24 protein-coding genes, 1 tRNA gene and 3 pseudogenes are annotated in these 20,678 nt (G+C 67.0%); 18 read left to right on the top strand and 10 right to left on the bottom strand.

The genetic code is table 11. From position 1 onward, the window contains the following. Positions 1 to 71: 71 nt before the first annotated feature. From EV644_RS31390 to mscL, 4 genes and pseudogenes are all read left to right on the top strand, one after another. Positions 72 to 536, top strand: coding sequence for a DUF1203 domain-containing protein (locus EV644_RS31390; protein WP_158292975.1), 465 nt, complete (start codon positions 72 to 74; stop codon positions 534 to 536). Between the two features lie 97 nt (positions 537 to 633). Further along, a pseudogene (locus tag EV644_RS47915) lies at positions 634 to 912 on the top strand (FmdB family zinc ribbon protein); the annotation flags it as partial. Positions 913 to 1,083: 171 nt separating this feature from the next. Then, on the top strand, positions 1,084 to 1,707 hold the full coding sequence (locus tag EV644_RS31380; RefSeq protein WP_241999043.1) for an SAF domain-containing protein: 624 nt from the start codon (positions 1,084 to 1,086) through the stop codon (positions 1,705 to 1,707). A 161-nt stretch (positions 1,708 to 1,868) separates the two neighbouring features. Continuing rightward, positions 1,869 to 2,255 carry a large conductance mechanosensitive channel protein MscL gene (mscL, locus tag EV644_RS31375; RefSeq protein WP_132192779.1) on the top strand — a complete coding sequence of 129 codons (387 nt, stop codon included), beginning with the start codon at positions 1,869 to 1,871 and terminating at the stop codon, positions 2,253 to 2,255. A gap of 63 nt (positions 2,256 to 2,318) precedes the next feature. On the opposite strand, the gene EV644_RS31370 is transcribed toward mscL, so the two are convergent. From EV644_RS31370 to EV644_RS31360, 4 genes are read right to left on the bottom strand one after another with little or no spacing between them, the layout of a single operon-like run. Beyond that, entirely contained in the window at positions 2,319 to 2,822 is a 504-nt protein-coding gene (locus EV644_RS31370) for a GNAT family N-acetyltransferase (RefSeq protein ID WP_241999041.1), read from the bottom strand. A 31-nt stretch (positions 2,823 to 2,853) separates the two neighbouring features. Next, entirely contained in the window at positions 2,854 to 3,465 is a 612-nt protein-coding gene (locus EV644_RS31365; RefSeq protein ID WP_132192777.1) for an alpha/beta fold hydrolase, read from the bottom strand. After that, a complete protein-coding gene (locus tag EV644_RS45590; protein ID WP_199234547.1) occupies positions 3,465 to 3,605 on the bottom strand; it encodes a hypothetical protein in 141 nt (46 codons plus the stop codon). The genes EV644_RS31365 and EV644_RS45590 overlap by 1 nt, the downstream gene beginning before the upstream one ends. A 55-nt stretch (positions 3,606 to 3,660) precedes the next feature. Continuing rightward, complete coding sequence (locus EV644_RS31360) at positions 3,661 to 4,344, bottom strand: hypothetical protein (protein ID WP_132192775.1); 684 nt, start codon at positions 4,342 to 4,344, stop codon at positions 3,661 to 3,663. Between the two features lie 198 nt (positions 4,345 to 4,542). Between EV644_RS31360 and EV644_RS31355 the strand changes: the two genes are divergently transcribed. The 8 genes from EV644_RS31355 (at position 4,543) to EV644_RS31320 (ending at position 11,782) form a co-directional block, all read left to right on the top strand. Next, complete coding sequence (locus tag EV644_RS31355; RefSeq protein WP_241999039.1) at positions 4,543 to 5,151, top strand: hypothetical protein; 609 nt, start codon at positions 4,543 to 4,545, stop codon at positions 5,149 to 5,151. Between the two features lie 182 nt (positions 5,152 to 5,333). After that, complete coding sequence (locus tag EV644_RS31350) at positions 5,334 to 6,692, top strand: alpha/beta hydrolase (protein ID WP_132192773.1); 1,359 nt, start codon at positions 5,334 to 5,336, stop codon at positions 6,690 to 6,692. 92 nt (positions 6,693 to 6,784) lie between these two features. After that, complete coding sequence (locus EV644_RS31345) at positions 6,785 to 7,279, top strand: SigE family RNA polymerase sigma factor (RefSeq protein ID WP_132192771.1); 495 nt, start codon at positions 6,785 to 6,787, stop codon at positions 7,277 to 7,279. Beyond that, entirely contained in the window at positions 7,276 to 7,872 is a 597-nt protein-coding gene (locus tag EV644_RS31340; protein WP_132192769.1) for an META domain-containing protein, read from the top strand. Before EV644_RS31345 ends, EV644_RS31340 begins: the two co-directional genes overlap by 4 nt. A 133-nt stretch (positions 7,873 to 8,005) precedes the next feature. Next, positions 8,006 to 9,271, top strand: coding sequence for a S1 family peptidase (locus EV644_RS31335; protein ID WP_241999037.1), 1,266 nt, complete (start codon positions 8,006 to 8,008; stop codon positions 9,269 to 9,271). Between the two features lie 144 nt (positions 9,272 to 9,415). After that, positions 9,416 to 9,488: transfer RNA gene (locus EV644_RS31330), tRNA-Arg, on the top strand. A 106-nt stretch (positions 9,489 to 9,594) separates the two neighbouring features. Then, on the top strand, positions 9,595 to 11,043 hold the full coding sequence (locus EV644_RS31325; RefSeq protein WP_132192767.1) for a tyrosine-type recombinase/integrase: 1,449 nt from the start codon (positions 9,595 to 9,597) through the stop codon (positions 11,041 to 11,043). A gap of 385 nt (positions 11,044 to 11,428) precedes the next feature. Next, on the top strand, positions 11,429 to 11,782 hold the full coding sequence (locus tag EV644_RS31320) for a hypothetical protein (RefSeq protein WP_132192765.1): 354 nt from the start codon (positions 11,429 to 11,431) through the stop codon (positions 11,780 to 11,782). 332 nt (positions 11,783 to 12,114) lie between these two features. On the opposite strand, the gene EV644_RS46685 is transcribed toward EV644_RS31320, so the two are convergent. The 4 genes and pseudogenes from EV644_RS46685 to EV644_RS31305 form a co-directional block, all read right to left on the bottom strand. Next, entirely contained in the window at positions 12,115 to 12,480 is a 366-nt protein-coding gene (locus tag EV644_RS46685) for a hypothetical protein (RefSeq protein WP_241999035.1), read from the bottom strand. A gap of 79 nt (positions 12,481 to 12,559) precedes the next feature. Continuing rightward, positions 12,560 to 12,979, bottom strand: a pseudogene (locus EV644_RS47910) (ATP-dependent DNA ligase); the annotation flags it as partial. A gap of 301 nt (positions 12,980 to 13,280) precedes the next feature. Beyond that, positions 13,281 to 13,691, bottom strand: coding sequence for a (R)-mandelonitrile lyase (locus EV644_RS31310; protein WP_132192761.1), 411 nt, complete (start codon positions 13,689 to 13,691; stop codon positions 13,281 to 13,283). 12 nt (positions 13,692 to 13,703) lie between these two features. Continuing rightward, complete coding sequence (locus tag EV644_RS31305) at positions 13,704 to 14,579, bottom strand: helix-turn-helix transcriptional regulator (protein ID WP_132192759.1); 876 nt, start codon at positions 14,577 to 14,579, stop codon at positions 13,704 to 13,706. Between the two features lie 160 nt (positions 14,580 to 14,739). Here EV644_RS31305 and EV644_RS31300 point away from each other — a divergent pair, with 160 nt between their 5' ends. The 5 genes and pseudogenes from EV644_RS31300 (at position 14,740) to EV644_RS47575 (ending at position 18,753) form a co-directional block, all read left to right on the top strand. Next, positions 14,740 to 15,759, top strand: coding sequence for a zinc-dependent alcohol dehydrogenase family protein (locus EV644_RS31300; protein ID WP_132192757.1), 1,020 nt, complete (start codon positions 14,740 to 14,742; stop codon positions 15,757 to 15,759). A gap of 248 nt (positions 15,760 to 16,007) precedes the next feature. Next, complete coding sequence (locus EV644_RS46680; protein ID WP_241999033.1) at positions 16,008 to 16,358, top strand: cyclophilin-like fold protein; 351 nt, start codon at positions 16,008 to 16,010, stop codon at positions 16,356 to 16,358. 26 nt (positions 16,359 to 16,384) lie between these two features. Beyond that, complete coding sequence (locus EV644_RS31290) at positions 16,385 to 17,701, top strand: multidrug effflux MFS transporter (protein ID WP_132192753.1); 1,317 nt, start codon at positions 16,385 to 16,387, stop codon at positions 17,699 to 17,701. Between the two features lie 91 nt (positions 17,702 to 17,792). Further along, positions 17,793 to 18,422: pseudogene (locus EV644_RS47580) on the top strand (aldo/keto reductase); the annotation flags it as partial. Between the two features lie 151 nt (positions 18,423 to 18,573). Then, entirely contained in the window at positions 18,574 to 18,753 is a 180-nt protein-coding gene (locus tag EV644_RS47575; protein WP_305000090.1) for an aldo/keto reductase, read from the top strand. A gap of 120 nt (positions 18,754 to 18,873) precedes the next feature. On the opposite strand, the gene EV644_RS47285 is transcribed toward EV644_RS47575, so the two are convergent. Continuing rightward, positions 18,874 to 19,008, bottom strand: a complete 135-nt coding sequence (locus EV644_RS47285) for a hypothetical protein (RefSeq protein WP_255511372.1) — start codon at positions 19,006 to 19,008, stop codon at positions 18,874 to 18,876. A 313-nt stretch (positions 19,009 to 19,321) separates the two neighbouring features. Here EV644_RS47285 and EV644_RS31275 point away from each other — a divergent pair, with 313 nt between their 5' ends. Then, positions 19,322 to 19,786: a GNAT family N-acetyltransferase gene (locus EV644_RS31275; RefSeq protein ID WP_132192751.1), complete on the top strand. Its 465-nt coding sequence runs from the start codon at positions 19,322 to 19,324 to the stop codon at positions 19,784 to 19,786. Between the two features lie 557 nt (positions 19,787 to 20,343). On the opposite strand, the gene EV644_RS44780 is transcribed toward EV644_RS31275, so the two are convergent. Then, positions 20,344 to 20,493: a hypothetical protein gene (locus tag EV644_RS44780; protein ID WP_158292974.1), complete on the bottom strand. Its 150-nt coding sequence runs from the start codon at positions 20,491 to 20,493 to the stop codon at positions 20,344 to 20,346. Positions 20,494 to 20,678: the final 185 nt, after the last annotated feature.

Below are 20,678 nucleotides of genomic sequence, written 5' to 3'. Positions count from 1 at the left end.
GCCGCCCCGCACCCCAAATGCTGCTCCCGGCCGACCCCTCACAGAACCGGCCGGATCAGCGTTCTACGGGCATGACTGAGCTCGAGTTTCTTCCCGTCCCGCCGGCCGACCTGGACCGGATCCGTTGCAACGGCCACGACGACTTCGGCAACCAGCTGGTGGTGAGATCGGTCGGCCCCGGCGCTCCGCTGCGCTGCTGCCTGACGCTCTCCCGCGACGGCGACCAGCTCGCCCTGATCGCCTACCGCCCGTCGTCCCTCGGCGGCCCGTACGCCGAGGTGGGCCCGGTGTTCGTGCATGCCGACGAGTGCCCTGGGTACTCCGGATCGTCGTTCCCGGCGGACTTCGCCGACCGGCGCGCGGTACTGCGCCCGTACGACGCGGCCGGGTTGATGCTGGACGGCGTGCTCGCCGAGCCGGGTGAGAGTGAAGGGGAGCTGAAGCGGCTCTTCGACGATCCTTCGGTCGCGGTGGTCCAGGTGCGGAACGTGATCGCGGGCTGCTGGAACTTCTCCGTCAGGCGTCAGGTGGCCTAGACCACAAACCGCGGGCCCGAAGTTGGAATACTTCGGGCCCGTGGCGCATTATTAGCAGTCGAGTAGTAGGAGTGCCAGAAGCCTGAAGGGGAATCACGTGCCGACGTACCAGTACCAGTGCACCGAGTGCGGCAACTCGCTCGAGGTTCGCCAGAGCTTCACCGACGATGCGCTGACGGTCTGCCCGTCCTGCGACGGGACGCTGCGCAAGGTCTTCAACGCGGTCGGCGTCGTCTTCAAGGGCTCGGGCTTCTACCGCACCGACAGCCGCTCCTCCGGGACCTCCACGGTGCCCGCCAAGAGCGAGTCGGCCGCTTCTTCGTCCTCGTCGGACTCCGGGTCCTCGTCCTCCGGCGGATCGTCATCGAACGGCTCTTCGGGCGGTTCGTCCTCGGGTGGATCTTCTTCCGGTGGCTCGTCCTCGAACGGGTCGTCCTCGAACGGGTCGTCGTCGAGCAGCAAGAGCAGCGCCGCCTGATCCTGCCGGCCTGAAATCTCCTTGTGGACAACGGGGATCAGGCCTTCGAAGGCTCGTACTTTCTCTGGCATGAGCCGAACGAATTCTCTACTGCGCGACGTCCTGAAGGCCGCCCGCTGGCACCGCCGGCTACTCGCCGGGTTGTCCGCCGCAGCTGCTGTCTACTTCGGACTGGTCGCCCTGTCCCCTGACCCTCCTCCTACCGTCGCTGTTCTCGGCGCCGCCCGCGATCTGCCAGGCGGAGCGAGACCGGCAGCGGCTGACCTGCGAACGCTGCAACTCCCTGCGCCAGTCGTGCCCTCCGGAGCCCTACGCCCCGGAGCCGAGGTCGCCAAACGCGTCCTCGCCGGCCCTGTGCGCTCAGGCGAACCGCTGACTGACGCGCGCTTCCTGTCCCCCAGCGCCCTCGCCGGCGACCTGCTCGCCTATCCCCTCCGCCTCGACGACGCCGAGATCGTCTCGCTCCTCCACGTGGGCGACCGAATAGACCTGTACGCCGCGACCAGTACCGCCGCGGACTCCGCCAACCAGTTGGCTCGAGCCGTCTCCGTGGTCACACTGCCCGCCAGGTCTGCTGCCAGCAGTTCGGGCGCGCTGGTGGTGATCGCGGCCCGCTCCGACGTGGTCAGCCGCGTCGCCCAGGCGACCGCGAACACCCGGATCACCGTCGCCCTGACTCCCGACACGAGTTAGCGGTGACTCTCCTGCCCCCGGGTGATCACTTGTCGGACACGCTCGACAGCGATCCGTAGCCGTGCGGCGCGGTAGCTCGCCTGGCGTATGCGATGGTCCTACCTTTTGCGGGTACTGACCGCCGCGGGTCCACCGGGCCCCGCATCGTGGAGGCAACAGAAATGCTCAAGGGTTTCAAAGAGTTCATCATGCGGGGCAACGTCATCGACCTTGCTGTCGCGGTCGTCATCGGCGCCGCGTTCGGCAGGATCGTCACCGCCCTGGTCGAGGGCCTGATCAACCCGCTCGTCGCCGCGATCTTCGGCAAGCCGGACCTCACCGAGGTCGGCAACTTCACCATCAACGGCGCCGAGTTCAACATCGGGCTGATCCTGCAGGAGTTCATCAACTTCCTGTTCGTCGCCGCCACGATCTACTTCATCATCGTGATGCCGCTGAACAAGCTCAACGAGCGCCGCAGGCGCGGCGAGGAGCCGGAGGCCGACACCCTCACCACCGACCAGGAACTGCTGACCGAGGTCCGCGACGCCCTTCGCGCCCGGCAATGAGCCGCCACCGCCTGGGCCGGGGAGCAGGTCCCGCGTCGCCGGTCCAGGCGGTGTTGCGGGTTTCTACGGCTCGGTGGGGTACTGGAGCCAGGTGTAGTTGATCGGCTGAGGTGCGTTCCACTCGGCGGCGAGAGCCTCGTCGACCGGAGTGAAACCGACGCGCAGATAGGTGCGGATCGCCGGCTCGTTGTCAGGACGCACGCGCAAGAAGAGATCGGAGTACCCCGTATCCAGGGCCGGAACGAGCAAGGCCCGAACGAACTCCGTCCCGATCCCCTTCCCTCGAACCTCCGGAGCCACGATGATCCGGGCCAGTTCGACCTCGTCCTCTTCGTCATCAAGCCACAGTTCGCCGTACGCGATCGGGTTCTCCCCGTCGTAGTACAAGTAGGCACGAATGTCGTCGGCGACCTTCCGCCAACTGGTCAGCAGCTCAGCCGGGAACGGATACTCGTTCCGCCCGGAGAGCAGCGACACCTCCTGCGCGGAACTCGCCCACCCCGCCACAAAGGCCGAGTAATCACCCTCGAACGGCCGCAACTCCATCACGAACTCCCCTCCCGACATCTGCCCACCCACTACGCCCGTCGAACCCCGATCAGTTCACGAAGGACGCCAGCGTCGCGACGAAGTCGTCCCGGTGCGGCGGGAAATCCGGAGTGGGCGGCTCTGGACAACCAGGCAACTCCCGGCTTCCCGGAATCAGAGTCAGCAACGCGTCGACGGTCTTCCGCTGGTGCGACGGATTCTCCGGCACAGAGGGCAAGACAGCCACTGGGAATCTGAGGCTGGCAAGCTCGGAATCCTTCACTCCACGCAAGGTCTCCGCACCGAGCAAACCCTTGACCACAGTCGCGGAGGCACCACGATCGAGCAGTCCCGTCTGGGTCCGGATGTCCACCAAGGTGTCGCCACCCGTCGCCGGCCAAGCCAGAACGAGGCGCTCGACCACTTCCGGATACGCCAGCGCCAACCGCGCGGCTACCGTGCAGCCGTTGGACGCGCCGACGACTGTGACCGGCTCTGAAGGAAGGAGCGCCCCGAGCTCGTCGACCTCTTGGTCCCACCCGTTGGGGAACCGTGGGCGATCAGGGGTCAGCACCGTGATGCCGTGCGATTCCAGGCCCGCCACGATTCCCGGAGTACGCCAGAAGTGTTCTGCGTCCATCGAGTCCCACAGACCGCCATGGACCAGAAAGAGCGAGGCCATCACTGGTGGTGGGGCGGGACCTCGCGGAGGATGCGTTCGTCGTCGTCGTTGTCCGAGCCGCGCTCGCCCCAACCGCGTGGGTCGTCGTCGCTGGTCTGGTCGGGCAGCAGCGGCTCGTCGTCTTCGTACGGGCTCGTCATACGTGCAAGATTACGCGAGCCGGCTGATCAGCCCGACTGCGCGATCAGGCTGGACTCAGTCCTGGCCGGGAATTCGCGGCAGGTCCTGCTGCTGGCCCTCCAACTGCCCTTGCGCCTGGCTCTCGGGCAGCTGCTGAGGCGCGGTCGCCCCCTGGACCAACGGCGCGATCCCGGGTTCTGTCTGCCAGCGGTCGCCGAGCACGGTCCAGGCAGTCAGGACGGACAGCGTCGGCACCGGAAGTCCACCAAGCCGCAGCGGCTCCGCGTTCTGGAAGCCGAAGGTGAGCGTCCAGTTCGCCGGATCGGGATAGAACTCCTGCACGGCGGTGTAGTAGAAGCTCAGCCAGCCACGCGCCGGCAGATGACACATCAGCCGGTAGTTCGTCGCGATCAGCGGCACTTCCTGCAGATCGCGCCAGAGTAGTTGCATGTCCCGGCGGGCCGCTGCCTTCTTGCTGGCGTTCACGGCGGCGGTCGCGGCCATCAGTCCGAGGACCATGCCGGGCCGGCCGAAGTAGACACCTCCGGTAGTCGAGTACCGGCCGCTCCCGCCGTACAGCCGCGCATAGTGCACGGACGTCTGCAGGTAAGCGGTCTCGCCGGGCTCCAGGACAATCCCGTACAGCGTGAGGGGTTGCGGAGTGTTGCCGCCCATCAGCCAGCGCGCCCAGTCCTGACCCAACTGCCACTCTTCGCGTTCTCTGCGAGCGAGTTCGGCGGCGTTCTTCCTCTTGCCCACGTCCGTCCTTTCTCCGGTTGCCCGGCAGATCATCCCATTCCAGGGGTCGGTACAGTCCGCACGCGTTACAGATCTGCCACTTTTTGCACTCGATTCGCCTCGTGACCAGATAGACGCCCCGCCGTGACAGTTCTGCCACGACCAGTGAGATCTCCCTCGATCATGATGGGGCCTTGCCCAACCCGGAAGGACCGAGTCGTGAGTGCATCAAGGACACGGGGCCTCATCGGAGCGTCGATCGTCGTGGCAGTTCTCGGGCTCACCGCCGCCTGCGGTAACGAGGACTCCAGCGGATCCGCCGCCCAGCCCAGCGAAACGCCGACCACCCCCGGCACCCCGCCAACTCTGCCCACCCCCTCCCCCAGCGGTACCCCGAGCATGGACTGCCCGGAGACCATCGCGGCCGTCCGCGCATCCGTCGAGAAGACCGTCTGGGGCAAGGGAGCGGCCAAGTCGCTGTTCCAGCCCGTCAGCGTGACGATCTGCCAGTACGACGCGCAGGCGACCGGCCAGGACTACGCCACCGTCACCACCAAGCGGAACGGCAAGCAGGCCACCGAGCTCTTCGCCCTGGTGAACAGCGCGAAACCGGTCACCAACAAGCCGAAGATGTGCACAAAGGAACTGGGCCCCACGTACGTCCTGCGGTTCACCGACAACGACCGCGGCGTGCTCTCGTACACAGCCGAGGCATTCGGCTGTCGACGGCTGGTGGCGACGTCCCTGGAGGGCCAGGGCAAGCCCGGCGAACTCGCCTCGCCGCGGCAGGTCTCGCCCGAACTGGTGAAGTCGCTCGGCCTGCGCTGACCCTGCCCCGGACGCGCCCCCGAAGCCGTCCGGGCCGGGGTCACCCACCCGCCTTGCGGGTCACCTCTGGGGTCGACCCGCAAGGTGGGTGGCAAGGTGCCTCAGGCATGTCGGTGACGGGCCCTTGCCACTGCCTGGCGTTGGCTGCACGCTGAGCGGCAGAACCCGCTACGGGAGGCCGAATGCGGCTGGCGCGACTGGCCGTCGCTCTGCTGGTGATCTGCGCGTCCGCTGCCTGCGCGGGCCCGGCAGTCAGCCCACCACGCGCCGCCTGCGCCGGCACCCCCGGCTTCACCTGTACGACGCTGCGCGTGCCGCTGGACCACCGCAAGCCTTCAGGCCCGACGCTGGAACTCGCAGTAGCTGCGGCAGACAACGTCGATGCGCCTCGCGGCGTGCTCCTGATGCTCACGGGAGGCCCGGGCCAACCTGGTGTCTCCCTGCTCGCGCGGGTTCGTAACTACCTCGACCCGGCGGTCCTGCGCGAGTACAGGCTCGTCATGTTCGACCAGCGCGGCACTGGCTCCACCGGTATCGACTGCCCGGAGCTCCAGACGGCTGTCGGCGGCTCGGACTTCCTGACTCCCCCGGCTGATGCCGTGGCTGCCTGCGCCAGGAAACTCGGCTCCACCAAGGATTTCTACGGAACACCCGACACGGTCGAGGACATCGAAGACCTGCGCCAGTTTCTCAAGCAGGACCACCTCACGCTCGACGGCACGTCGTACGGGAGCTTCACCGCAGCGCAGTACGGGCTCCGCTACCCCAGCCACGTGCGATCGCTCGTACTCGACTCCGTGGTGCCGCACGGCGGCATAGACCCGTTCGGCGTCGACTTGATGGCCGCCACCGGCAAGGTGCTCGCAGCCTCCTGCCGCCACGACCCCGCCTGTACTACGGACCCGGTGGCTGATCTGGCCTGGTTGGTGCGGAACGGCGAGATCGACGGCTCCCCGCTCAACGGGACCGCGCTGCTGGAGTCGCTGTCGATCCTGAGCCTGAACTCGGTCAACCCATCGTTCGAGGGCATCGCGAAGGTGCTCAACGACGCCCGCGCCGGCGACACCGCCGCACTCAAGGAACTCTTCCAGCAGGCGACCAGTCGAGGCGCGGCCTTCGACGAACTCTCGGCCGGCCTCCACCTCGCCACCCTCTGCTCGGACCTCCGCGTCCCCTGGGGCGACTCCGCCACCCCACTCGCGGCCCGCCCCGCCGCGCTGGACTCCGCAGTACGGCGTCTCGACCCGGCCCGGCTCTCTCCGTACGACGTGCGCACTGCGCGCAACCAGTTGATGATCGAGGGGTGCCTGCGGTGGATCTCACGCGCTTCGGAGTACCCGGCCGGGCAGGTGCTGACCCCGCGCACGCTGATCCTGCACGGCGGCACCGACCTGTTCTGCCCGCCGGAATGGTCCACCTGGACGAAGGATCACGCTCGCGACGCGCGGCTGGTCGTCGTACCGGGCAGTGGGCACGGAGTACAGGGCAGCCGTTCGGACTCGACCGGGCGGGACCAGGTCAAGGCGTTCCTGCTGGGGTGAGACGCAACTGTGCGTGAAACTTTGCAGCACCCTGGGTAGCTCACTGCGTCTAATAGGTGTGAGGTGTTGTACGCCCAGCCGGGGAGTTGCGAGTGGAGTTCGAGGAGTACGCGTCCGCACGCGGGCAGGAACTGGTGCGTCTCGGGTTCACCGTCTCCGGCGACTACCAGCGAGCCGAGGACCTGGCCCAGATCGCGCTGATGCAGGCGTTCCGGGCCTGGCGCAAGGTGCAGCGATCGGACGACCCGCACAACTACGTGCGGCGGATCCTGATCAACTCCTACCTGTCGATGACGCGCCGGCGATCCTTCACCGAGGCCCCGGCAGCCGAGATCGACACCGAGACCACGGTGCCCGACCCCGCCACCGACATCGTGAACTCCGACGACCTCTGGCAGGCCCTCGCCAGGTTGTCGGCCCGGGAAAGGGTCGTCCTGGTGCTCCGCTACTACCAGGACATGGACGACCGGACGATCGCCGATCTGCTCGGCATCAAACCGTCCTCCGTCCGCGCGACCGCGAGCAGAGCGCTCGCGGGGCTGCGGAAGTCGGGGCAGTCCCACCGTGTTGATGAGAGGTTGTCGTGAGCAAGACAGAGCTCGAGGAAGACCTGCGCGCCACTTTCGAACGCGCCGCTGCTTCCGTGCCCCTGGCCCCCGATCTAGCCAGCCGCGCGACCACCGGCGTCCGGCGCGCCCAGCGCCGTACGTGGCTCGCCGCCGGCGCTGCCGCCGCGGCGGTGGCCGTGATCGCGGGCGTCGCCTTCAGCCTTGACGGGTCGTCGCCCGCACCAGCCGGTAGCCCGAGCGCAGTTGCCACCACACCTGCTGCGACGACGCCCGTCACGACCATGCAGACCTTGGCCGGCAGTTGGCGGCCGGTGCGGCTGGACGGGTTCACCGCCCTCAAAGTGGCCCGCCCGGATGACCCGATCCTGACCTTCAACTCCGACGGCACCTGGACCGGCTCCGACGGCTGCAACGGTCTCCAGGGCACGTTCAGCATCGGCCAGCGCGGCGAGTTCACCGCCCGCGTCGGCGCTCAGCGCCTGGTCGGCTGCGACAACGTGCCGCACACAGCGATCCTGCAGGCGGCGAAGCGGATCGTGAGCAACCAGACGACGCTGCAGTTCTTCGCCGGCGACGGGCTTGAAGTTGCGAGATACGCTCGCGCACGGTAGTCAAATTTGCTTGCGTACGGTGATCGGCTATTGACTATGAGCGGTCATGACCGGACGATTCACGGAGGCCGTCCACCGATTGGGGAGCTCAGTGCGACTCTCAGCTACCGTCACCCTGCTCGCTCTTTGCTCAGTGTCACTGACCGCTTTGTCGGTCTCGGCGCTCCCGTCGACCGCCGCGGTGACCCCACCGGCCGCCGCGACGTCGCCCGTGGTCTGCAACCACGCGGACCCGACGACCACCTCGACTGACTCCGCGCGGCTGTCCCAGCCGACCAGCTCGACCGACTCCCGCCCGCTCGGCCAGGCCATCGGCGAAGGCGTCGCCGCCGCGATGCGCTCGATCGAGCCGCTCGACGCCGCCGGCCGCCCGACCTCCGGCCTGCCGTATGGCCTCAGCCAGGGGATCGTCGGCGTACTCGGAACCACCACAACGGGGTACAAGGTCGTCGTCGATGACTCGGTGGTCGACGAGAAGAAGTACCAGGCTGCCGTCGCGAAGAACGTGCCGGCCGCCGGGATGAAGATGCTGAAGGTCGAGCGGAGCTGCCGTTCCGCTCGCTCGATCGCCGCCGCGTGGAACGAGGTCGGCGCCCGCTCCTGGACGGACGCCGCGAAGACCACCTACACGGTCGACCTGGACCCGGCCTCCGAGGACATCCTCGTCGAGTACGACAAGGCGACCACCACGCCGGCGTCCCTCGCGGCCCTGCAGGCGATGGACGGAGTACAGGTCGTTGCCGGCGGCGCGGCCCGGTTGACCCGGCTCAACGACACACCGACCGGTGGCCACTGGGGTGGTGCCCGGATCACCTCAGCCCTCAAGAACTGCACGGCCGGCTTCTCGGTCATCCGCCGCTCCACCGGCCAGCGCGGCTCCGTCACCGCGGGCCACTGCGGCGGCGTCGGCACCACCTGGTATTCCGGCACCAACTACTACGGCACTACGACCATCCGGACGAACTACCCCGACTACGACCAGTCCCTGGTGACCGGTAGCTCGTACGGCGCGAAGATTTGGACGGACGGCCCCGGCGACTCCGTGGACATCCGCACTGTCAAGGGCGGCGGCGACCCGGCCATAGGCACCGTCGTCTGCCAGTCCGGCAGTTACAGCACGTCCCTCTGCGGCATCACCGTCCAGTCGCTCAGCGCGAGCTACTGCGATACGGAGGGCTGCACCACTTACGTCATCCGAGCCACCCGAGGCGGCTCCGTAGCCATCATCGGCGGCGACTCCGGCGGCCCGGTCTACACCCGCCCATCCTCCACCGGCGCCACCATCCGAGGCATAACCTTCGCCGGCTCCGGCTGCTCCGCCTCCCGCTGCACCACCCTGTACGCCGAACGCTACGCCTCAATCTCCGGCCACCTGGGCGTCTCCGCCATCATTGGATAGCCACCCTGCGGCCATCACAACCGGTCATGCCGTCCGGCGGCCAAGCCCCGACCAAACCGACCACGGCCGAGCGGGGTAACTCCGTCACGTCAGCCGGCCCGCTTCCGCTAGGCTGTCCACGGCCTGCAACCAGGGCCATCGTGCGCCCCCGTAGCTCAGGGGATAGAGCGTCGGTTTCCTAAACCGTGCGTCGCAGGTTCGAATCCTGCCGGGGGCACCCACGTCTGACCTGCAGGTTCTTCCGCGAAGACCTCGCGATTCAGCAGCAGTTCAGGCGTCGTGGGAACACAAATGGGAACAACGAGCCACTACGGTACGTCGTCATGGGGAAGCGCACCAGTACTCAGCGACGCCGCGGCCACATAGAGCCGCGGGCGAACGGCACATACCGCGCGATCGTCTCCGCCGGCTTCGACCCGTTCACGGGCAAGCGCATCGTCCTCAAGGCGACAGCCGAGACCGAGGCGCTGGCACAGATCGAGTTGACCAAACTGCTGCGCCAGGTCGACGAGCAGAAGCATCCGCGCGGCGACCTGACAGTCGTCGACGTAATCAACAAGTGGATCGCGGTGGCCGACCCCAAACAGGCGCGGCGCACGAAGGTTCGCCGGGATCAGCTCGTCCGCGACTACATCGCGCCGCGGTTCGGCAATCTAAAGGCGTCAAAGCTCACAGCGGAGCACCTGGAGAACTACTACGCGCTCCTCCAGACGTGCAAGAGCAACGTTGCGCTGCGCGTAAACCATCGGGCGGCCAGCCACCTGTGCGAAAAGCTCTCGAACAGCTCCGTTCGGCAGATCCACTTCATCCTCACCGCGGCGTTCAAGCGGGCCGTCAAGTGGGGATACCTGGACGCCAGTGCACCAGCACTCGCCGAGCCACCGGCTTTCGAGCAGGGCAAGCCGAGCCCACCTGAGCCCGAGCAACTCGCTAGCTGCATCAACGAAGCCTGGCGCGACTTCGGGTGGGGCATGTTCTTGTGGGTCACAATGATGACCGCGGGTAGACGTGGCGAATCGTGCGTTCTTCGTTGGAGCGACATCGACTTCCGACGGGGTGGCGCCTGGATCGAGCGGGCAGGCGACCAATACGACGGCAGAGTTGAAGAGACCACCACGAAAACCAAGCAGCAGAAGTGGGTGACGTTCGAGGAGATCACCCTGGAACTACTGCTGCTCTACAGAACTTACTGCGAGGATCAGTGCGCGCGGCTTGGAGTCGAGCTAGCGCCTGACGCGTTTCTCTTCTCGAACGAACCAAACTTTTCGGCGCCGCTGAAGCCGAACACCGCGACACAGCGATATGCACGTCTTGCGCGGCGGAACGGGCTCAGCAGCACCAAGCTCCAATCGATCCGCCAATACTCGGCAACAGAGCTGTTAGGGAGCGGCGTTAACCTCCGCGCCGTGCAGAACCTGCTTGGCCATACCAAAGGATCAACCACGCTCAACTTCTACTCCGCCTGGCTTGAGCGAAACGATCGAGCCGGCGCCGAGGTCCTCGCACGGTCGATTCCTCTGCCAAGCTACCTAAACCGCAAGCCGCGCCACGCGTGGGAGGTGCTCACTGCGCAACTCCAGGAGCAGATCGAGTCCGGCAAGTTCCCGATAGGCACCGAACTGCCCTATGCACGCGACCTGGCCACCGAGTACCAGGTGTCAGTAGGGACTGTGAGCCGCGCTACGGCCGAACTACGACGCCTCGGCTACCTCGAGGCGAAGCAGTATCGCCGAGCAACGGTTATCAGCCAAGAACCCCGCAGTGACGAGTGAAGGGTGCCAGCTGGGGCCTTCGTTCTGATGCGCGTTGTATCTCGACGCTTTGCGGACACAACCTCAACATCAGTGGCATGGGCCGCAGCTGGCGACAGACACCAGTTTTACCTCAGAACGTGTGTTGGCCGCGGACGTTATCCACAGCCAGTCGTTGCTGGCCATTCGGTTTCCGATCGTCGAGGCTCCGTTAACCTGCTCGTTGCCTGCAGTATTGAGACTCTGGACACCCCGCACCGGTCCGACAGCGTCGGTTCCAGCTCGAACCACGGAATCGGCGGGTTGTTGTAGCCCACCGTGACCACCTCCGCTCCCGTGCGGGCGGCCATGTCCAGCCACCCAGACGCAAGTAGAACATACTTTCGATTGATGGCATCCTGTGGCCATGTTCGGACGATTCAAGGTGCGCCCAGACACCGAAGCCGGCCAGCACGGCGTCTGGGACGCAGCCAGCAACGGCTGGCGCGGCCGCGGCCTCCCCGAAGCCGCCGCACACCAACTCGCAGCCGAACTGGAGCTGCAGTACGACGCCCACGGCCCGCGCGACGCCGCCACCGTACGACACCTCGAGGCACCCCAAGTGGTCGACCGGGCCACCTGGGAACCCGGCGGCCTGCTCGACGCCTGGGTCTTCAGCCGCCGCGACGGCGAATGGATCGGCCGCGTCCGCCGCCCCGACGGCACCATCACCTGGCTACGCAGTACCGAACTCCGCATCCACCAACCCCCGACCGGCTGACAGGTGGAGCAGCTGTGCGGTCTCTGTCGGTGGCGCCGGTGATCATCAAAGCATCACGCAGGTGATTGGCGGCGGAGCTGATGGCACCGAATCAGCAGATAGTCAGACTGTCCGGCGGACCCGGCAACGGCCAGGTGTTCTACGTCCACGACTGGGAAGAACGCGGCCGCGCCGCCGAACGCATGGGCAGAACACCAAACGACGTCCGCGGCTGGGCACTCGGCTACAGCCCAGAACGACCCGGCTCCGAGACCTGGATCTGGACCGGCGGCCGATGGTCAGGCTTGGGGAGCGCAGTCGAGCACCACGGGACCAGCCAGCCGTTGGCGAAGTCAGGTGTCGGTGGAGAGGGCGTCGACGTCGTGCGGGGTGAGGTCGGTGCGGTGGCGGATCAACCGCAGCGGGTGGCGATAGTGGCTGGCCTGCAGGGCAGGGTCGGCGGCGACCTCGACGATCCGCCGTGGCTGGACCTTGATGAGCGGCGTGTTGCTGCCCCTGCCCCAGTGGGTGCTGATCTCGTCCGGCCACGGGTGGCGTGGACCTGCCGGTTTCAAGAGCTTGCCGATCTCGGCGGCTTGGTCGTCCTTGAGTTTGACGGCGCGACCGACGACCTCGAGGTCCTTGCCGCGGTATCGACCGACGACCAGCACCTCGGGCGCTCGCAGGCTGCCGGTGACCGCGCCGACGATCGCGTCCACGGTCTCGCGGTGCTTGACCCTTCACCCAGTCGCGGCGGCCGGGTTGATACCTGGTCGATGCGCCCTTCACCACGAGACCCTCCACCCCACTGGACTTGAACGCGTCCAGCCACTCGCGGGCCTCGTCGGCGTCTGCGGTGACCGGGGACACCTGCAACGGAGGAACCCAGCGACCGGCCAGCGAGTCCAGGCGCCGACGGCGGACCGTCCAGCGCATCGGCCGCACATCGACGCTGCCAACGGCTAGCACATCGAACGCGCCGAACGACGCCGGCTGGGCCGGCGCGAGGCGCCGCCGCACGGTGGCCGCGGTGTTGACCATCCGCTGCTGCAACGCGTCGAAATCGAGCCGCTCCCCGGTCCACACCACCAACTCGCCGTCCAATACACAGTCGGCTGGGAGTTGGGTTTCAAGAGCTGCCTGGACATCGGGGAACTTCGCGGTGAAGTCCTTGCCGTTGCGAGACCACAACCGGACCTCACCCTCGCGGCAGACCACGCCGACACGGCTAGTTGACTGAACTCTTCAGTGCGCCGATTGGCTTCTTGGAGCGGTGGCTGGAGAGGGTGTGCCGGTGGTTGCTGACGTGGGCCGTGTGGCGGAGTTCGGGGTGGGGTCGCGATGGCGAGTGCTATTCCCGGAGCTCGAGCAGGCTGCGGCGAGTGGGTTTCTCCGCGACCTGGCGGCTTCGGACTGCTCGCCTGGAACGCTGCGCAGCTGGAGGCGCCGGGCCCGCAGGTTCGGTCGGCAGGCCGGCGGCTGTTTGAGCCGGACGCTCAGATCCCGGGTGGTCGGCTGATCAGGCGAGAGGCGGCGCAGCCTGGTATTCCTCGTCGGTGACGGGGTCGAGCCAGTGGACGACGTCGTGGTCGGCGTCGGCCTCGTTGATGGCCAGGTGGACCATGAGGCGGTTGGGAGCGGCTCCGTGCCAGTGCTCCTCGTCGGCCTCGAAAAGGACTCGGTCGCCGGGGCGGATGACCTCGACGGGACCGCCTCGACGCTGGCACAGCCCGATGCCTTCGGTGACGAAGACGGTCTGGCTCAGCGGGTGGCGGTGCCAGTGGGTACGGGCGCCGGGCATGAAGTGGACGAGGTTGGCTGCGACCCGGGACGGCGACGGGGCCGCGGCTACGGCGTCGATATAGACATCGCCGGTGAACCAGTCGGCGGGTCCTTTGGCGGTGTCGATGGAGCTGTGAGTGATCTGCACAGGTTCGTTCCTCTAGCTGATCTTCGTCGGGGTTTCCACCGATGCTGCCCACGAGGCGAGCAGTTGGAGTCGTTCGGCGGACGGCGAGCTGGGTTCGGCGGTGTAGACCAGGAGCACCAGTCCTGGCTCGGCGGTGACCGCGAGTTCTTCGTAGGCGAGGGTGAGCTCGCCGATGACGGGGTGGTTGAAACGCTTGGTGCCGGATCCGTGGGTGCGGACGTTGTGGTCCGCCCAGAGGTCGCGGAAAATCTCGCTCTGGGTGGAGAGTTCGCCGACGAGGTCCTGGAGGCCGCGGTCGTGAGGGTCGCGGCCAGCTTCGGCACGCATGATGCCGACACACATCTGGGCGAACAGGTCCCAGTCGGGGTAGAAGTCTCGCGAGGCGGGATCGAGGAACTGGAACCGGGCCAGGTTCGGCGTGCGCCCGCTGTCGCCGATGACCGGTGAGTAGAAGGCGCGGGCCAAGGCGTTCGTGGCGAGCACGTTCTGATGCGAGTCCCGGACGAACGCGACGCCGTCTTTGATCGCGTCCAGCGCCCACTGCAGGCTGAGCCGCGACGCCGCCTTGCCCGTCGTCCGGCGGCGGGGACGACCCGAGGTCGGGATCCCGTCTGCGGCCCGGGCGAGGTCGAAGAGGTGGGCTCGTTCGGTTTCGTCCAGTTGCAGCGCTCGCGCGAGCGCTTCGAGCACACCGGTGGAGGCGCCGGCGATCTGGCCTCGTTCGAGCCGGGCGTAGTACTCGACGCTGAGCCCGGCGATCGTCGCCACCTCGCTGCGCCGAAGACCGGGGACGCGCCGGGAACCGGTGGTCGGGAGCCCTGCCTGGTCCGGAGTGATGCGGGCGCGGCGAGTCGTGAGGAACTCGCGTACCTCCTGACGGTTGTCCACGACTACGACAGTAGTCCGCCGGGAGCGGCGGCAGAACGGTGAAGGGTGCCCTGTCAGTAGACCCATCAACAGTGACTTCTCCATCGATGGCCTGCCGAGTTCACTCGCTATATGGCCCCTTTTGCTGGGGTCTCAACGTCAACATGAGGAGGAGCGCTCGATGCGCCAGGTAGTCATGCACGGCCCCGGGAACGTCCGGGTCGAGGACCGCGAGGACCCGAACATCGTCGAGCCGACCGACGCGATCATCCGGCTGTCGGCGACCTGTATCTGCGGTAGCGACCTGTGGCCCTACCGGGGCGCCGAGCCCGTTGACCACCAGGTCATGGGCCACGAGTACGTCGGCGTCGTCGAGGAAGTGGGGTCGGATGTGCGCAACGTCAAGGTCGGCGACTTCGTCGTCGGCTCGTTCTGGGCCTCCGACAACACCTGCGAGATTTGCCAGGCCGGCTACCAGGCGTACTGCGTGCACCGGGTCCTGATGGGCACGATCGGTACCCAGTCCGAGCGGGCGCGCATCCCGCTGGCCGACGGCACTCTTGTCGCCACGCCAGGAATGCCCGACCCGGACCTGATTCCGTCGCTGATGGCGGCCTCCGACGTACTCGGAACCGGCTGGTTCGCCGCCGTCGCCGCCGAGGCCGGCCCGGGCAAGACGGTCGCTGTCGTCGGCGACGGCGCCGTCGGACTGCTGGGCATCCTCGCCGCGAGACAGCTCGGCGCCGAGCGGATCATCGCCTTCAGCCGCCACACCGATCGCCAAGCCCTAGCCAAGGAGTTCGGCGCCACCGACATCGTCGAAGAGCGCGGAGACGACGGCGTGGCCCGCGTCAAGGACCTCACCGACGGACTCGGAGCCCACTCGGTGATCGAGGCGGTCGGCACGCAGGAAGCCATGATGCAAGCCATTCGTTCGACCAGGCCCGGTGGCCACGTCGGGTTCGTCGGCGTCTCCCACGACGTCGCCATACCCGGTGACGAACTGTTCATGGCCGGCGTCCACATCCACGGCGGCCCCGCCCCGGTCCGGCAGTACCTGCCCGAACTCGTCCAGCTGATCTGGGACCGCAAGATCGACCCCGGCAAAGTCTTCGACCTCACCCTGCCCCTGGACCGCGCAGCCGAGGGCTACCGAGCCATGGACCAGCGGACCGCCACCAAGGTCCTTCTCACCGTCTGATCCAACCGAACTTGCCTGCCACGAGAGGACCGATGAAGGCCGTCCGCAGTACCGCCACCGTCTTACTGACCTCAACTGTCGTGTTGGTAGTGGCTGCCTGCGGAACCGACTCAACCACCGGCGACGTCGCTCGACCCGCGACACCGACCAGCAACGCTCCCGTCGACCCGCCGACCGGATCGCCAGCCGACGGTCAGCAAGCGACCCGGCCCAGCTCACAGCACACGCGCAGTACCGAAGAGGACCGGATGAGACTTCAAATCACGATCGGTGATCAGCACTTCCAAGCCACACTCGACGACAGCGCCGCCACTCGCGACCTAGCCGCCCAACTTCCGCTCACCCTCGAGATGAGCGACCACGGTGCCGTGGAGAAGACAGGTCCCCTGCCCACCCCACTGTCCCTGGACGGTCAGCCGGCCGGCGCGGACCCCGACGTCGGCGACGTCGGCTATTACGCCCCCGGCAACAATCTCGTCCTCTACTACGGCGACCAGTCCTACTACGACGGCATCGTCGTTCTGGGCCGGATGCATGATGACGCCGCTGAGCGCATCGCGAGCATGGACGGCGCTATCACAGTTCTGCTCCGGCCCTGACACCTCCCGCTACCTGAAGAGGCTTGATGCAACAGGTTCCGTTGCCCCCGGATGTCGCTTGGTCGACGCCACCGCTGCTGAAGGCACGCCGCCAGGCCCGGCTGACCGCCGGGCTGGTCGCGACCGTGGTGTTCTTGACCGCGATCGCGCCGCTGGCCACCGACATGTACGTCCCGGCGTTCCCGCAGGTCGCCGGGGAGCTGTTCACCACCGCGACGCAAGTCCAGCTGACGCTGACGACGTTCTTCGTCGGCATGGCACTCGGTCAGTTGATCGGCGGCCCCGTTTCGGATCAACGCGGCCGGCGGATCCCGCTGCTCACGGCGCTGCTAGCCATGACCGCGGCCTCGATCGTGTGCGCCCTCGCGCCGACCATCGCGGTGATGACAGTCGCCCGGCTCGTCCAGGGATTCGCCGGTGGGTGGGCGATGGTGATTGGGCGGGCGATCATCGTCGACCTGGCCACCGGCGCCCAACTCGTCCGGGTACTGAACGTCATCGCCGCCGTCGGCGGCATCGCTCCTATCGTCGGCCCGCTCCTCGGCGGGTTGATCCTGCAGCTGTCCCACTGGCGGGTCTCGTTCTGGCTCGTTGCTGCACTGGGACTCGCGATGGCCTTGGCCGTCGTGGTGGCAGTGCCCGAATCGCTGTCGCGCGAACACCGTCACGCCGGTGGCCTGCGGAACTTCCTCATTGTCGGGCGGATCGTTCTCGGCAACCGCGAGTACGTCGGCTACCTGCTGGTCGCCGGGGCCGCGATGGGCGCGCTGTTCGCCTACGTCGCTACCTCGGCGTTCGTGCTGCAGACCATGAACGGCCTTTCACCGGTCGCGTACTCCATCGACTTCGCGGCCAACGCCGCCGGGATGACAGTGGCAGCGCTCGTCGCCGCCCGACTCGCCGGACGGGTCTCCACCCGCAAGGTCATCCTGACTGGACAGCTCGCCGCTCTCTGTGCGGGCGCGGCCATGCTGACCGGAGCCCTGTGGTTCGAGACACCACTGGGCCTGGCAATCGTGTGCTTCTTCGTCCTGATGACAGCCCAGGGACTCATCATTCCCAACGGCGGCGCTCTCGCGTCGACCGCCGTATCTGATCATCCCGGCACCGGCTCTGCCCTGCAGGGCTTCGTCCAATGGGTCGCCGCCGGAACGATCGCGCCGATCGCCGGCCTCGGCGGCGCCACAACAGCCGTTCCGATGGCCGTCCTGATGACCGCCGGCATCACGGCATCCATTGTCGGCCTGCTCGTCGCGGCCCGCGCTACTCGAGACCCTCGCCCAACGCATCGGCGTCCACGGCAACCGCTACGACCCGACCCACCAGAGCTAGTCAACCGCTAACCCAGATGCCCGGCGGAGAGGGTGACGTGCGACCGTTCACGGGAGTCCGCGGCGAGCTGCGACACACCACAGACACTGACCGGAGGGCAGGATGGATCAGCGACGACTTGGACAGACTGGTTTGAAGACCAGTCGGATCGCGTTGGGGTGTATGAGTTTCGGCGACCCGGGCTTCCACCAGTGGACTCTGGACGAGGAGGAGGCGCAACCGTTCTTCCGGCAAGCCGTCGAGCTCGGGATCACCTTCTGGGATACCGCCAATGGGTACGGCGGCGGCAGCTCGGAGGTATACGTCGGGCGCGCGATCAAGAAGTACGCCCGCCGCGAGGACATCGTGCTGGCCACGAAGGTCTACGGCAAGATGCATGACGGCCCGGGCGGATCCGGCCTGTCCCGAAAAGCCATCCTCGAACAAGTAGACGCGTCCCTGACGCGCCTAGGCACCGACTACATCGACCTCTACCAGATACATCGCTTCGATCCTGAGGTGCCGGTCGAGGAGACGATGGAAGCGCTGCACGATGTGATCAAGACGGGCAGGGTCCGCTACATCGGGGCGTCCTCGATGTGGGCGTGGCAGTTCTCCAAGCTCCAGCACGCGGCCGACCTCGGAGGTTGGACACGGTTCGTGTCCATGCAGGACCAGTACAACCTGCTCAAGCGTGAGGAAGAGCGCGAGATGCTGCCGATGTGCTCAGACATGGGCGTTGGCTGCATACCGTACTCACCGCTGGGCAAAGGCCGGCTGGCCCGACCCTGGGGCCAGCACACCCAGCGCAGTGACAGCGACCACGTCGCCAAGACCTTCGACCTCGACGTCGATCGCCCCGTCGTGGACGCCGTCCAGCAAGTCCGAAGAACGCGGAGTGCCCATGGCTCAGATCGCCCTGGCCTGGCTCCTGTCCAAGCCCGTGGTCTCCGCCCCGATCGTCGGGGCAACCAAGCCCCACCACCTCGTCGACGCGCATGCAGCGATGGATATTGACCTCACCCGCGAGGAGATCCACCGTCTCGAAGAGCCCTACACCACACAGCCCGCCTACTGGTGGTGACCCGATCCCCACAGCCGCCACCAGAATGAGGCGCCCGTTGCCACTCCGCGCGGGCGATCGAACAGTTCCGAGCCAACCCGGGGCACGGCGACCGCGATCCGTCGACCGGCTGGACGAGGTTCAGTGAAGGAACCCATCCCACTTCAACTCGTAGCGGGATCCGCCGGGCATGGCGTGCTGGCCGGGCAGCTGTTCGACGGCCCGGGCGAGCTCCAGTCCAACCGGCCCGAGCAGGTCGGGTGCCAGCTTGCCCACCCTGCCAGTGTTGCCCTAGGCAAGCGCTTCGCGCCACCCCACGCTGTCTCGCCCCCCCGTGTTGAGTCCGGCCCGCAGTCGGGCGAGGTGGAGCCGGCGTGTCGGAATCGAACCGCCGACCTTCTCATTACGAGTCCGCTTCCATGAGCGCCTACACGCAGACGACCCCCGATCCTGAGCGCTAGTTGTGCCCAGTGGTCGAGGGTCGTTGACGGCTGCTAAAGGCCCTTCGGGGGCCTCTGGGGGGCCTCGCTGTCCGCGAGAATCAAAGGTGTCGGCGGTGTCGGCCACCCTGTGAGTCAGACTGGCAGTCATGATCCATGACGGCCCGCCACTTTGCGATGGGGCAATTTCTCTCAGTTCAGTGCGTCCAGAAGATGTGCACCGGTGCCTGACAGATGACAGCGTCAGGGACTCGATGGTGTGGGTTGACCGCGCCGCATCGGACTCATCGATGGTCTACTTCGGCATCTTCCGCGACCAGGCGCTGATCGGGCAGATCTTCTTGCACGACCGTGATGAGCAGCAGCGAGAAGCCCTGGTCGGATACCACGTGTTCTCTGCCGCTCATCGCGGCACCGGCACTGGCACAGCAGCATTGCGGCTCCTGCAGCGCTATGTCGTCGAGCAACTGCCCCTGAAGCGAATCATCGTGATCACCTCGACGGATAATCGTGCATCCCAACGCCTGGCTATGCGATGCGGGTTCGCGCTTGCTGGAGCGCCGAGCGAGGACCCGGATGGCCTGCTGTATGAGTGGATGGTCCCGCTTGGCTGAACCATCCACTCCTCCCCGCTGGTGTATGAGCTGGACGAAGTACGCCGACTTGCTTCGGCACGCACACGGCCTGCGCAGCTCGCCGTCAAGCGTCTTCCCGTCTGCCGTTCAGCCCACGCGTAGCGCGATCAGGAGACGCCAGAGGGGCCAAGGTGGAGCGCCCCACTGGACGAACGACCTTGGCCCCTCTGGCGGCTCCTGATAGGTCCTGACTGGGCTGGGCGGCAGACGGGAAGACGCACCCCGACCCCCTCCGACATAGGCGGGCCGATCCGACCCGTCATCCCGGAGTCATGAGGCCCCCGCCGGAGGCAATGCCTTGCTTCTGGTGAAGAACTCCGAGAGCGGGCGCGGGCGGTGAACGGCCGGAGGCCGCATGCGCACGTCCGCGCCGCGCGCCGAAGGCGCGCCTTGATCCATCAGAGAGGTCAACTCGGCAGGGGGTGTCCTCCGTACGCTGATGCGCAACAGCCGTCCGCCAACTGATCCGCGACACTGGAACGAACGGATCGCGGCTATGAGCGGATGGCCGCAGTGGACGATCGACGGACAGACCTTCACCGGGCCGCTCGGTTGTTGTCGGTGTGCTGTGCGACGGTGTAGGCGTGGACGTCACCGCCGAGTTGGTCGAGCGGATTCCGGCAGGGAATCTGCAGGTGCGGCGTGCCGACTTCGCTGCCGTCTGGTCCGAGGCGGAGCGGGCTCATGAACGGAACACGCGGACGCCTACGAGCGATTGGTACATCACCGGTGTGGTGGTGACATGCCGCTGGCTTGCTGGTGCCCTCGTGCCGGGCCTGCAGGGTCGGGTGCAGCCGGCCTTGGCACCCATCACGGGGGGACGGCCACCGCACATCCGGAGTTGATCGAGGCGGAGGCCCTTGCCGCCGAG

It is taken from the genome of Kribbella orskensis (assembly GCF_004342085.1).
Classification (GTDB): Bacteria; Actinomycetota; Actinomycetes; order Propionibacteriales; family Kribbellaceae; genus Kribbella; species Kribbella orskensis.
The sequence above is the reverse complement of the archived record's forward strand: the minus strand, read 5'-3'. Positions and strand labels throughout refer to the sequence as shown.

Coding starts and splice junctions, on each gene's coding strand:
- EV644_RS31390 (WP_158292975.1), top strand. CDS start 72: ATGACTGAGCTCGAGTTTCTTCCCGTCCCGCCGGCCGACCTGGACCGG.
- EV644_RS31380 (WP_241999043.1), top strand. CDS start 1,084: ATGAGCCGAACGAATTCTCTACTGCGCGACGTCCTGAAGGCCGCCCGC.
- mscL (WP_132192779.1), top strand. CDS start 1,869: ATGCTCAAGGGTTTCAAAGAGTTCATCATGCGGGGCAACGTCATCGAC.
- EV644_RS31370 (WP_241999041.1), bottom strand. CDS start 2,822: ATGTCGGGAGGGGAGTTCGTGATGGAGTTGCGGCCGTTCGAGGGTGAT.
- EV644_RS31365 (WP_132192777.1), bottom strand. CDS start 3,465: ATGGCCTCGCTCTTTCTGGTCCATGGCGGTCTGTGGGACTCGATGGAC.
- EV644_RS45590 (WP_199234547.1), bottom strand. CDS start 3,605: ATGACGAGCCCGTACGAAGACGACGAGCCGCTGCTGCCCGACCAGACC.
- EV644_RS31350 (WP_132192773.1), top strand. CDS start 5,334: ATGCGGCTGGCGCGACTGGCCGTCGCTCTGCTGGTGATCTGCGCGTCC.
- EV644_RS31325 (WP_132192767.1), top strand. CDS start 9,595: ATGGGGAAGCGCACCAGTACTCAGCGACGCCGCGGCCACATAGAGCCG.
- EV644_RS31320 (WP_132192765.1), top strand. CDS start 11,429: ATGTTCGGACGATTCAAGGTGCGCCCAGACACCGAAGCCGGCCAGCAC.
- EV644_RS31300 (WP_132192757.1), top strand. CDS start 14,740: ATGCGCCAGGTAGTCATGCACGGCCCCGGGAACGTCCGGGTCGAGGAC.
- EV644_RS46680 (WP_241999033.1), top strand. CDS start 16,008: ATGAGACTTCAAATCACGATCGGTGATCAGCACTTCCAAGCCACACTC.
- EV644_RS31290 (WP_132192753.1), top strand. CDS start 16,385: ATGCAACAGGTTCCGTTGCCCCCGGATGTCGCTTGGTCGACGCCACCG.
- EV644_RS47575 (WP_305000090.1), top strand. CDS start 18,574: ATGGCTCAGATCGCCCTGGCCTGGCTCCTGTCCAAGCCCGTGGTCTCC.
- EV644_RS31275 (WP_132192751.1), top strand. CDS start 19,322: ATGATCCATGACGGCCCGCCACTTTGCGATGGGGCAATTTCTCTCAGT.
- EV644_RS44780 (WP_158292974.1), bottom strand. CDS start 20,493: ATGAGCCCGCTCCGCCTCGGACCAGACGGCAGCGAAGTCGGCACGCCG.